The following is an 11,900-nucleotide window of genomic DNA, read 5'->3' on the forward strand; positions in this document are numbered from 1 at the left end:
GGCCCGCCGGGACTTGTGCCGAGATAGGAGGCCCAGGGCCGACGTTACATCTCGATTCACGTCGGCACCCCATTTCACGCCACGGCGCGGCAAGATCGAACCGGGCTGAAGTCATGGCGGCGTCCCCGGACCCGCCCTCAACCAAGGAGACGATGTATGAAACTGCAATCAACGCTCATCGCCGCGCTCGCCGTGACCGCCGTGGCGGCCCCGGTTTTCGCGCAGGACCACAATCCGCCGGGAAGGCGCGGCGGCGCAGGTACGAACTGGGAAAACCCGCGCGGACCGATCGGGGGGCCTGGCGCATCGCCGGACCGCATCTATCGTCTGAATGGACAGCGATACGTCTTCGTCGTGCGCCCCTATGGCTACTATTTCAATCCGACATACGGCTACTATCATCCTGTCTATGGATGGTGGAACCAGATCGACAGCTGTTGGCGTGATTCGGATTGGAATCCGCCCGGACCGGCAAACGGTCCGGGCACGAACTGGGAAAATCCTCCTGGACCGGTCGGCGGACCAGGAGCCAGCCCAGATCGCTACGGCCGGTGCGAGTGACCAACGACCCGTTTGCGGGGCCGAAATTGCAGCGCTGCACCGAATAGACTCAGACTCCGTCGCATCGCGTTTTCTTGCTCTTCATTGTGACCGATCAAGGTATCCGCTGGCCATGTCGGACGCACGGCCAGCGGATATGCATTGCCGACTACTGGATTTGAAGATTGCATCTCCGTTAGGGCGGACGCAGCTAGCTGGTCTCACGAGATCTGTAGGCCCCCGTCCAGGCAGACCACCCGGCATCACCGCTAAGTGGTCCTCGGCTTCCACCGTTGGACGCCGACCTGGAACAAGCATCGAGTCGTGATGGTCACTCTCGCCACAATCCACGCACCACCGAACAGGCCGGAATCTGAGTAGAAGCCGAGATAGACGTCGTAGATATTATGCGTCTGATCAAAGCCCGATGGGCGCCCCGCACATGCTGCATCGGCAATGGGAGGTCTGCGCACGAGACAGGCCCTAGGGCTCTCCTGCGGCCGCCGCCATCTCGGCCCGGAATTCTTGGGCCTCCAGAGGATCAATCCGGTCGTCTGCATTGGCGTCAACGACATCGAATACATAGACGACGCCGTCGGTGAATTCCCTGCGACTGACGCGCTTGTCCTCATCGGCGTCCAGTCCGGCGACCAGCCTGCGGGCCCGGGAACTGGCGGCAGCCGCTTGAGACTGTAGGGCAGCGACCCGGTCCCTCGCAGCGCCAGCCATCGCTCCTCCGGCCATCCCCCCTCCGCCTGCGGGTCCGGCTCCCATGCCGCCACCTCCGCCCATTCCTGCCATCGCGCCGCCCATTCCGCCGCCGCCCCGACCCGACCGGCCCAGACCCGCGAGGTCCGACTGCTTGGAACTGTCTTTGCGGTCGAGATAGCCATCGCCGTTTCGATCGATCCGGTCAAACAGACGACCGCGGTCATCGACAAATGCAAGCTTGGTCAGCACGCCATCACGGTTCACATCATGGACAAGCAGAAAGTTGACCGGGTCGGGAGCCGGCTCTGGCGCTGTCGCGCAGCTGGCCGCCGAAAGGCCGAGAAGAATCGGGCTGATCACAGTGAAAACCGCGCGCGCCGCTCTGGTCTGCATACGCGTCGGGGGAGCGGACACCAGATCGATAGCCGGCGATCGGGGGGCTTGGACGAAAGGGCGCATATCTGACCTCCGGATGGGCCAAAACTATGCCGCAAGGACCACGGGCAAGAATGTCTGGTGGGCGCCAGTGTGTAACGGCCTGTATCTCGTGATACCGGGCTAGGGCGAATCGACATTCAGCGCGTCCAGAGCATGGAGGCGGCGATGTGGACGATGGCGAGGTAGTGGTGCGCCAGCGTGTCGAACCGGGTCGCTAAGCACCGGAAGTGCTTGAGCTTGTTGAAGCAGCGCTCGACCCGATTACGGAGCCTGTAGACCAGCGGATCGTGCGCGATCGGGGCCTTTCGTGAGCGGGTCGGGGGGAGACGGCCTCGGCTCCGATCTGGTCCAGGACGGCGAAGGCTGTTGGCGTCATAGACGCGGTCGGCGAACACGGCGGCGGGCCGATGGCGTTCAAGCAGGGCCGGAACGGCCAGGATGTCGTGGCTCTGACCTGCTGCGATGAGGAAGCGGACGGGCCGGCCAAGGCTGTCACAGGCCATGGATCTTGGTCGTCAGTCCACCTCTGAAACGCCCTACAGCCGGGTCGAGGCGCCCTTTTCGGGCGCTGCCCCGGCCGGTCGTCGCCTGCTGGTGAGCCCGCACAAGTGGTTGTCCCGATCCTTGATCAGATCGTCGAACATCTTCTCCCAAACCCCGCCGCCGCCCAGCGGCTGAAGCGCTTGTGCGCCGCCTCCCACTTGCCGTAGCGCTCGAGAAGGTCCTGCCAATGAGCGCAGGACCGCGGCACCCATAGCACTCCATTCACGAACAGCCGATTATCGGACCCCGTCCGACCGGGATCCGACTTTCCCGGCAGCAGCGGCTCGATACGGGCCCACTACGCGTCGTCCAAATATTGCATGACGTCACCGCTATGTGGAACGAATCCGCGCCCCCCGATCACCGCGTCGATGCGCTGCTCAGGCGTCTGAAAACGGGCGCGGGCGGCTGCTTTAAACGGTCGGCTTTCAGCGCCGCTCGCGTGTGTGGACAGGTTACGTCTTGCCCAAACAACGGGTCGACCGGATCAGCCGCAGCAACGAACAGGCGGAAAGCGGCGAGCGGGCGGCCGCCTCAGCGCTTCAACCGATCGAATGTCGTCAATCCGCAGCCAGATTGAGTTCCGTGCGCCACGCCTGGCCGGACAGGGCCCGCATCCGACCCAGGTCGTATACCCGCTGCATCGCTTCCGGGCTGAAGTCGAGACTGTCGCCGCCGTCGAACTCCGCGGGTATCGTGGTGACCGAGAAGCTGACGCCGTTGCGCGCGGCGAAGGTGCGGTTGGCGAACAGGTTGGCGCGCAGGTTGGCCTTGAGCGCCGTGTCGATCGTTCGTCCCAGCACGCTGCCCACGGCGTCGCTCGTGACGTTTACGACGGGCTCGGCCTTGCCGTTGACTATGATGTGGATGCGGGCGCCACGCAGGACCCCGTTCGGATCCGTCCAGTTCCACATCATCTGCGGAACGGCGACAAAGGGATTCATGACGCCGCCGTCGACGTGCATCTCCTCGAAAGCCGGTGAGTCCAGGGCGTCGGAGGCCCGGGCCTTTATCATCACCGGCGGGAAGGCTCCCGGAATACTGGCGGACGCTGTCAAAATGTCGCGAAACAGCGCCAGCGCTTCAGGGCCGCCACGCTCCGCGATCGCGCCCATGTTCCAGACCACGCCGCGTTGGGCGTCCAGATCGGTGGTCGCGACCAGCAGGACGCGCCCGCGGCGATGCTCGGCCGCGATCTCCGTCAGCATGGCCGCATCGACATAGGTCTCGATCAGGGCGCGAAGGGGCGCGCTTTGATAAATGCCGGATCCGACGAACGCGCCGAGGCCTCGTCCCTGGAGCAGATTCGCGGCCAGGCCCCCGGTATAGGCTTCGCGTAACTCGGCATCCCGGTCAGGACCCAGAAAGACGAACGGAGCGGCGAGCGCGCCGGTCGAAACGCCCGTCACCACTTCGAAGTCAGGCCGGTCGCCCCGTTCGGTCCAGCCGTTAACGAGACCGGCCGTATAGGCCCCCGCGGCGCCGCCGCCGGAGAGAGCGATCAGGTCGAACCGCCCATCCGCCCCGTTAGGCGCGCCCTCGCTCAGCTGCAGCCCCATGACTTCGGCCGCAAGCGCGTCCTCGACTGAAAAGCGGACACCCGGAAAACCCACAGGGATGGCTGTTTCGCGAAAGCCCAGGCCGAAATCGCTGCGGGCTCCGCTCGCGCACCCCGCGAGAGCCAGGGTCGCAGTGAAAAGAATACAGACCGTGGTCCGGATCATGGGCATGGCGTCGCTCCTTCACTACGCGGGACGTGGCGGCCGGGGTCGGAAGCCACGCAGGATGCGGGCCCCCGCTGGCGACCATGGCCCCGCGGGATCATGAGAATCCTCAACGTCCCGGCGCGACCGACCCGTCTGCCGCGGGGCTTGGGAAGCAGGCCCATGGTCATGGAACGTTCCGGGGCGCAGGGTTGGTCCAGCCGCCACCCAACGCCTGATAGAGGGCGACGGCGTTGGTCATCTGCATCTCACGCAGTTGAATGAGCGCCGTTTCAACCGTCAACAGACCCCGCTGCGCGTCGAGTTCCTCAAGATAGGAGGTGTAGCCGGCGCGATAGCGATTACGGGCGTGAAAGACCGCCTCATTCAGCGCCAGGCGCTGCGCTTCGGCGCGGTCCGCCTGGGCCTGGAGACGGTCCACGCCCTCCATGGCGTTCTCCACCTCGGAAAAGGCTCCGAGGACCACCCGCCGATAGGCGAGGGCGGCCTGGTCGCGCCGGGCTTCGGATGCGTCGGCCTGGGCGGTCAGGCGACCGCCGTCGAACAGGGGCGCAAGGACGCTGCCGCCCGCGCTCCAGATCGTGACGGGGTCCAGCCCTTCGACGAACAGTTCGGCCAGCGAAGCGCTCAGCCGCACCTGGGGCAGCAGGGCGGCGCGCGAAGACGCAAAGCTGGCGTCAGCGGCGACCAGTTGGGATTCAGCCTGGGCGATATCGGGACGTCGGGCCAGCAGGCTCGAAGGCAGTCCCGGTTTCGGTTCGGGCACGATGAGAGCGTCGAATCTGCCCCTCGCAATCGGGCCGGGGAGGGCGCCTGTCAGTAGCCTGAGAGCATTCTCCTGACGGCGAATCGCCAGTTCCAGGGCGGGGATCCGCTGCGCGGCGGCCTGAAATTCGGCTTCGGCCTGGGTTCGTTCCAGGCGCGAGGTCTGGCCGGCCTCCGCTCGCCGCCGGGCCAGCGTGACCGCATCCTCGCGCGAAACCAGGGTGCGGCTGGCGACCTCGAGCTGGGCGTCCAGCGCCACGAGGGCTACATAGGCGCGCGCGGTGGCACCCGCTACGGACAGGGCCGCCGCGTCGCGGCTGAAGCGGCTGGCCTGCAGGGAGGCGCGGGCGGCGGCGTCGGCGCTGCGCAGGCGCCCCCACAGGTCAATCTCATAGGCGACCTGGAGCTGGGGTTGGGCGAGCGCGGCTTCGGCGGCCTGGCCGAAAGCGTTCAACTCACGCGCCTCCTGGGCCGCGACCGAGCCGGTCAGCGACGGCGACAAGGCCGAGCGCGACTGGGCGACGAAAGCCTCGGCCTCGCGGACCCGGCTCTCGGCGACGGCGATATCGGTGTTGCGCGCCAGAGCCTCGTCCACCGCGGCGGTGAGCGCGGCGTCGCCAAAGGCGCTCCACCAGCCCGCCTCGACCGCAGAGCCTGCCTGGGTTTCAGAGCGCCAGCTTTCTGGCGCGGCGACGGCGGCCTCGACGGGTGCTTGCGTCGGCCCCGCCGTGGCGCATCCGGACATCACCAGGGCCGACGCGCCGACGATCAGGAGGCCGCGCATCATTGCGTGTCCCCGGCGCTGGCCGTGTCCACGCGGGTGACGACCGACATGCCGGGGCGCAGGCGCTGGAGCCCCTCCTGTCCTGGATCCAGAGCGATCCGGACCGGGAGTCGCTGCGCCACCTTGGTGAAGTTGCCGGTCGCATTCTGCGCCGGGAGCACGGCGAATTCAGAACCGGTCGCGGGAGAAATCTGCTGGATCCTGCCGCGGAATTGCTTGTCGCCCAGGGCGTCGATGGTGACGGTCGCCGCCTGACCCTCGACCATCCGTCCAGCCTGCCGTTCCTTGAAGTTCGCGATCACCCAAAGCTGAGGTGGGACAAGAGAGACGAGCTGAGTTCCGGCCGTCACATACTGGCCGCGGCGGGCCCCCACCTGGCCGACACGGCCAGCTTCGGGCGCCGTGATAACGGTATTGGCCAGATCGATCTCGGCCAGGCGCACGGCAGCCTTCGCACCCTCGACGGCCGCAACGAGGCCGTGACGCGACACCCCGACAGACCGTTCGTCCTGCAGCGCGACCTCGCGACCCGCCTGGGCCTGGCGCACGGCCGCCTGGGCGGATTTCAGAGTCGATTCGGCCTGATCGCGTTCGCGCAAGGATACCGAGCCGTCGGCCGCGAGGTCAGCGACCCTGACCATGTCGGCTCGAGCCCGGGTCAACTGGGCTTCGGCGGAAGCGATATCAGCGTCGCGCGCGCCTACCGTCGCCCTGCGCGAGGCCCCGGTCTGGGCCGAATTGGCCAGATCCGCCTCGCGCGCTACCAATGTGGCCCGAGCCTGCTCCAGACGTTGCCGATAGATCCGGTCGTCGATGCGAAACAGCGGCGTTCCTGCGGCCACAGGCTGGAAATCCGCCACCAGAACCTCTGCGATGTAACCGTTGAGCTGGGGCGAAATCACGGTGATCTGACCCCGGACGTTGGCGTTCTCGGTCCGCTCGATCGACGACGTGAACGGCGGCAGCTTCCAGGCGAACAGGATCAGCAGAACTGCGGCGACAGCCAGAATGCCCGTAACTATGGCGGCGACAGGGGGCTTTCGCTTGCCGGGGGACGCGGACTCCCCGACCGGCGTGGCCGCTGTGGGCGGGCCTTCGTCCTCGGGCTGCCGGGCATGCGCCGGTTGCGCGTCCTTGGGGTCATCTTTGGTCATGGGGGCACAATTCTTCGAAAAAGTTTGGCGTCAGATGGCGACGGCGCCGGCGACGTCGCCCGCAGGTTGAGGGTTGGTCTTGGCCTTGATGGCCTGGCGTACGATCAGCGCGAGAGAGACGATGAGCTGCAGCACAGCCGCCACCCCAATCACGAAAAAGACGTCGTTGAACGCCAGGATGTTGGCCTGCTGTGTGACCTGCTGGGCGAGGGTGCTGACGCCATTGAGCGAAGCCGCACTGCGATCGGCCACCGTGGAGGCGAAGGCGCCGCCGTAGGTCTGGAGCAGGGCTGCGGCCTGCGGGTCAGAGCCGACGATGGCTTCGGAGAGATAGGCGCCATGATGCTGGGCGCGCATCACCTGAAATGTTGAAAGCGCGGCGGCTCCCAGGACCCCGCCCAGCACTTGGGTGACGCCGAACATGACGGCGAAGGTAACGACGGAGCCAAAGCCTCGCGCCAGAAGTTGTCCGACGCCGATGATCACGGCCGCGCCCATGAACATGGCGCCGGCGAATCCCAACAGGGCCTGGCTGACATAAAGATTGACGGGATGGGTCTGGGCGGTGGCCCCCGCATCCATGAAGGCGCCGACAGCGATCAGGATCAGCGACAGCAGCACCTGGATGATGACCAGCTTGGGCGATATGAGGAGCGAAAAGGCGCTCACCAGAACACCGGAGACCGTCGCCATCAGAACGACGCCATACAGATGGCGCAGCTGCTCGGCTCCCATGCCCACCGTCTGCAGCAGGCCTGTGGAGCCAAACGTCTGTTCGCTGAGGAGCACCCGAACCAGCAGGATCGATACCGCGAACCTGAAAAAGCTCCCGGTGAAGAGCCAGCGGGTGTCCACCAGGGGGTCGGCGCGGTGGTGTTCGAAGGCGGCGCCGCCGGCGATCAGAATAACCGCGAGCGCAAGCGCCCAGCCCAGCCAGGGCGCCTCGAACCACCATTCCACCCGGCCCAGGCCCGCCACGGCGACGATCAGTCCCAGGCCGCCCGACAGCAGGACGAAGCTGAAAAAATCCCTTCTTTCGAACGCGTGGATACGAACGCCCGGAGGGAGCCGAAGGATGAGTACCGCCGCGAGGCAGGAGAGGGCGAGACCCGCCTCGAGGACATAGAGGCCATGCCAGTTCCCGAGATCGAGGAGGTCAGGCGAGATGATCCGCGCCAGGGGCATTCCCAGTTGCGACACGCCGATCCCGAGGATCAGAGCCGGCAGGCGCAGCTTGGCCGGAAACGCCTGCAGCATGTAGAATACCGCCAGAACACCGAGAGCTGCGCCGGCCACGCCGCTGAGCGCGCGGACGGCCAGGGCTCCGGTGAAGCTGTCAGTCGCCAGATGGGCGAAGGCGGCGAGGGCGTAGATGGACAGGAAGACCATCACGAATGAGGTCAGGCCGAACTGCTGACGATATTTTATGACCAGCAGATTCATCGAGACGTTGAACATCACATAGACGGTGCTCAGCCAGGCTCCCTGCACGGGATCGAGTCCGAGTTCCCCCTGGATCGCGGGCAGGTTCACCGCGACAAGAGCGGTGCCGAGACCGCCCGTGAGCCCGAGCAACAGGGCGACGAGGCCGTAGCCCAGCCGGACCGGATTGGAAAAATCTGGGGTGGATGGGGAGCCGGGCATCATCGGCCGTTCGTGAGGTTTCCAGTCGGGAACCTCGCCGATGACCTGGCCGAGCTGGCGCCGGGCTCCGGTCATTGATCGCGCCTCAGGATGCCCTTGAGGACCAGATCGAGCACGCGGCTCGCTGTCTGGTCTTCCTCCGTATTTTCCTGGCGGCTGGCTGCTATCACCATTCGTATCACGGCCAGCACATCGTTGATTGTCAGGTCGGGCCGCACAGCGCCCTCGCTCAGGGCGGCCGCGAGCGGAGCCTCGAAAAGCCTGACGAACTCTCGCTGGCGCGCCTGCAACTGCGGATGGTCGGCGGCGACGGCGCGCCAGGCGTCCGCCAGGGCCGGGGCCTCACGCGCCGCGCGGCCCGATTGCGCGATCATGGAGAACAGAGCCTGACCGGGCTGAACATCGATGCTGGCCCGGCTGACGGCCGCCATCTCCCGCTCGAACAGCGCCAGCAGAAGCGCGGCGCGGTCGGGAAAGTGCCGATACAATGTCGCCCGGCCTACGCCGGCCGCTTCCACAACGGCGTCCAGCGAAACATGCACGCCCTGCTCGGCGAACACGTGTGACGCCGCATCCAGAATGGCCTCCCGATGGCGGGCGACATCACTGCGTTCTTTGCGAAGACCTGACATGGGTCGCAAGTGGACAATAGCGTCCGTTTTGTCAAGCGCCGCATTTACGCTCCCGGGAGATATCGACAAGGGGTCTAGGCGTGGCTAGGCGGTTTGGAAGCGGATGCCGGTGTTTTGAACGTCAGAACGTCGCCCTTGGCCGATTCCGCGCCGGCTACACCTCAGGTCCGCCGGGGCCTTCGGCGGCGGCTCAAGCGATGGTCCCTGCAAGAGGCGGTCTCCGAGCCCGAAATCCTTGGACCAAAGTGAGGACATGACGGCGGCGCAGAAGTCCGGATCTCCCGTCGGTTGCCCGGCTTATTCGCACGAGGCTGCTGGCCGAAACCACGGCGCGACCGGGGCGAGTTCGACACAGCTTTTTAAAGCTAGTCAGGCGAGGGGGGGCACCATCAGGCCGACCGCCAGCCCGCCCCAGCCCAGGCCGGGCCATGCCAGGACTGTGGCGGCCAGATCGGCCAAAAAAGCGGCTAGTACTATCGACCCGACAGCCCCGAAGCGCATGATTAATCGCAGCGCGTTCAACTCTTGCATGGTGTCTTTCCTGATCGCGCTCCGTCCTGGCAGCAGTTCCGGTTGGCCATCTTTCCTGATTGGCTGGGCCGCGCGGAGGTTGACGAACTGGTCCAGGCACGATCATCGGAAGAGCCGTTGCAGCGCGCTGCAGCAGGCGCCGAGGACGCCGGGTGGCCTCAACCCACCCGCGCGCAGAATAAGCTATAGCCAGCGCTACGCGGGGAGGATCTCCAGCATGTCAAGCGGCCGAGATGCCGCCGTTGACGCTTATTGCCTGACCCGTCAACCGGCGCGCCGCGGGACTGGCGAGGAACACCGCAAGGGCGGCCAGATCGGCAGGGTCCGCGACGCCTAGGCTCGCCATGGACGCGGCCTTGGCGAACAGTTTGGCGCTGAAACCCTCCTTCAGCACGCGAGCCGAGGTCTCTGTGCCTGCAATCAGGGAGGGAGTCAGCACATTGACCCGGATCCCATCGCGCTTGGCCTCCATCGCTACGGTGCGGCTGAACATGATGATCGCGGCCATGGCGGCGCCGATGATAGACTCGCCCGGCGTGGCGGTCTTGCCGGCGTCGGACGCCACATTGATGATCACCCCGCTGCGCTGGTCGCGCATGCCGGCGAGGACGGCGGCGGTCATCAGCATCGGGGGCGCCGTCAAGGCGGCGATCGTTTCAGGTATGGAGCCTATGTCGGTTCGAAACAGCAGATCCGGGACGATCGGCGGAACGGTGGAGCACATCAGGATGTCGATGATTCCGAGTTCGGCGCCGGTCGGGTCGGTCGCCGAGGCGGTCAAGGATGCGGAGGTGGTGATCACCATGCTGCCGGCCGGACCGCATGTGCTGAAGGTCTATTCGGAACAGATCATCGGCGCGGCGCCGTCGTCGGCCCTGCTGCTGGATTGTTCGACCATCGACGTGGAGACGGCGCGCAAGGTCGCCGGTCTGGCCAAGGCGGCCGGATACGCCTTCGCCGACGCACCGGTGTCGGGCGGGACGGCGGCGGCGGATGCGGGCACGCTGGCCTTCATGGTCGGCTGCGACGAGGGCGACTTCGCGCGGGTCGAGGCGGCGCTTGCGCCGATGAGCCGGATCACCATTCGCGCCGGCGATCACGGGGCGGGGCAGGCGGCCAAGATCTGCAACAACATGCTGCTGGGCATTTCGATGCTGGGCACATGCGAGGCCATCGCCCTGGCCGAAAAGCTGGGCCTGGACCCCGAGCGGTTCTTCGAGATCGCGTCCAAGTCGTCGGGCCAGTGCTGGAGCGTCAGCAGCTATTACCCCTGGCCCGGCCCGGTGCCGACGGCGCCGTCGAACCGCGACTATCAGGGCGGGTTCGCCACGGCAATGATGCTGAAAGATCTGAAGCTGGCGCAGGATGCGGCGGCGAAATCGGGCGCCTCGACCCCGCTGGGCGCGCAGGCCGAGGCGATGTACGCCCTGTTCGACGGGCTGGGTCATGGCGGACGCGATTTCTCGGCCATGCTGCAGATGCTGCGCGGTCAACTTTCGACGCTGGAGACCAAGTGATGGCCGACGACTATTCGACCCTGCTGATCGAACGGCATGCCGACGCATACGCGGTCGTCACGCTGAACCGGCCCGAGGCGCTGAATGCGCTGAACTCCACCCTGTTCGGGGAGCTGGCGGCGTTTCTGGATGCTGTCGAAGGCGACGATAGCGTGCGCTGCCTGATCCTGACCGGATCGGCCAAGGCGTTCGCCGCCGGGGCCGACATCAAGGAGATGGCGGACCAGTCCTATGCCGACATGTTCAAGGGCAACTTCTTCGCCCTGGGTCACGACCGGATCACCCGGTTCAGGAAGCCGATCATCGCGGCGGTGTCGGGTTATGCGCTGGGCGGCGGGTGCGAACTGGCCATGCTGTGCGACTTCATCATCGCGTCGGACACGGCCAGGTTTGGTCAGCCCGAGATCAACCTGGGCGTGGCGCCCGGCATCGGCGGCTCGCAGCGGCTGACGCGGCTGGTGGGCAAGTCCAAGGCCATGGACATGATCCTGACTGCGCGGATGATGGATGCGGCCGAGGCCGAGCGCGCCGGTCTGGTCAGCCGCGTGGTGGCCGGCGACGCCCTGCTGGACGAGGCGCGGGCGGCGGCGGCGAAGATCGCGTCGCAGAGCCCGCTGGCGGTGATGATGAACAAGGAAATGGTCAACGTCGCCCTGGAGACGACGCTGACCGAAGGCGTGCGGTTCGAGCGCCGCCTGTTCCACAGCCTGTTCGCCTTCGAGGATCAGAAGGAGGGTATGTCCGCCTTCGTCGAAAAGCGGAAGCCCGACTTCAAGGGGCGGTAGCCCTGGCATTGGCAAGATAACGGATCGGGCGCCGTCTTGTAGCGCCCCCCAGCGGTTCTGCAGGCTAAAGCCGCAATGTCCGTTGTTGGTTGATTTTGAGCGTTGGGCACGAGTTTCGAAGGCGCGGTCGAT

Annotated in this window: 10 protein-coding genes and 1 pseudogene; 3 read left to right on the top strand and 8 right to left on the bottom strand. The window is 66.2% G+C overall.

All coding sequences use genetic code 11. The features are described 5' to 3' along the window. Nucleotides 1–156: 156 nt before the first annotated feature. The gene (locus tag GGR88_RS14910; RefSeq protein ID WP_167956452.1) at nt 157–561 is read left to right on the top strand and encodes a hypothetical protein; all 405 of its coding nucleotides are present in this window, start codon (nt 157–159) and stop codon (nt 559–561) included. Between the two features lie 462 nt (nt 562–1,023). On the opposite strand, the gene GGR88_RS15115 is transcribed toward GGR88_RS14910, so the two are convergent. From GGR88_RS15115 to GGR88_RS14950, 8 genes and pseudogenes are all read right to left on the bottom strand, one after another. Next, the gene (locus GGR88_RS15115) at nt 1,024–1,611 is read right to left on the bottom strand and encodes a hypothetical protein (RefSeq protein WP_209023477.1); all 588 of its coding nucleotides are present in this window, start codon (nt 1,609–1,611) and stop codon (nt 1,024–1,026) included. Nucleotides 1,612–1,826: 215 nt separating this feature from the next. Beyond that, nucleotides 1,827–2,521, bottom strand: a pseudogene (locus GGR88_RS14920) (IS5 family transposase). 271 nt (nt 2,522–2,792) lie between these two features. After that, nucleotides 2,793–3,962, bottom strand: a complete 1,170-nt coding sequence (locus GGR88_RS14925; RefSeq protein WP_167956454.1) for a patatin-like phospholipase family protein — start codon at nt 3,960–3,962, stop codon at nt 2,793–2,795. A gap of 160 nt (nt 3,963–4,122) precedes the next feature. Beyond that, nucleotides 4,123–5,508 carry an efflux transporter outer membrane subunit gene (locus GGR88_RS14930; protein WP_167956456.1) on the bottom strand — a complete coding sequence of 462 codons (1,386 nt, stop codon included), beginning with the start codon at nt 5,506–5,508 and terminating at the stop codon, nt 4,123–4,125. Beyond that, nucleotides 5,505–6,659 (bottom strand): HlyD family secretion protein, encoded by a 1,155-nt coding sequence (locus tag GGR88_RS14935; RefSeq protein ID WP_167956458.1) that lies wholly within the window; start codon nt 6,657–6,659, stop codon nt 5,505–5,507. The genes GGR88_RS14930 and GGR88_RS14935 overlap by 4 nt, the downstream gene beginning before the upstream one ends. A gap of 30 nt (nt 6,660–6,689) precedes the next feature. Then, nucleotides 6,690–8,378 (bottom strand): MFS transporter, encoded by a 1,689-nt coding sequence (locus GGR88_RS14940; protein WP_167956460.1) that lies wholly within the window; start codon nt 8,376–8,378, stop codon nt 6,690–6,692. Beyond that, nucleotides 8,375–8,935: a TetR/AcrR family transcriptional regulator gene (locus GGR88_RS14945; protein WP_167956462.1), complete on the bottom strand. Its 561-nt coding sequence runs from the start codon at nt 8,933–8,935 to the stop codon at nt 8,375–8,377. Before GGR88_RS14945 ends, GGR88_RS14940 begins: the two co-directional genes overlap by 4 nt. 751 nt (nt 8,936–9,686) lie before the next feature. Then, complete coding sequence (locus tag GGR88_RS14950; RefSeq protein ID WP_245197307.1) at nt 9,687–10,271, bottom strand: SDR family oxidoreductase; 585 nt, start codon at nt 10,269–10,271, stop codon at nt 9,687–9,689. Here GGR88_RS14950 and mmsB point away from each other — a divergent pair. Together mmsB and GGR88_RS14960 are read left to right on the top strand one after the other, a co-directional pair. Continuing rightward, nucleotides 10,258–10,983: a 3-hydroxyisobutyrate dehydrogenase gene (mmsB, locus tag GGR88_RS14955; protein WP_342449823.1), complete on the top strand. Its 726-nt coding sequence runs from the start codon at nt 10,258–10,260 to the stop codon at nt 10,981–10,983. The genes GGR88_RS14950 and mmsB overlap by 14 nt on opposite strands. After that, complete coding sequence (locus tag GGR88_RS14960; RefSeq protein ID WP_167956464.1) at nt 10,983–11,768, top strand: enoyl-CoA hydratase; 786 nt, start codon at nt 10,983–10,985, stop codon at nt 11,766–11,768. Before mmsB ends, GGR88_RS14960 begins: the two co-directional genes overlap by 1 nt. Nucleotides 11,769–11,900: the final 132 nt, after the last annotated feature.

This window comes from Sphingomonas jejuensis (assembly GCF_011927695.1).
GTDB classification, from domain to species: Bacteria; Pseudomonadota; Alphaproteobacteria; order Sphingomonadales; family Sphingomonadaceae; genus Sphingomonas_K; species Sphingomonas_K jejuensis.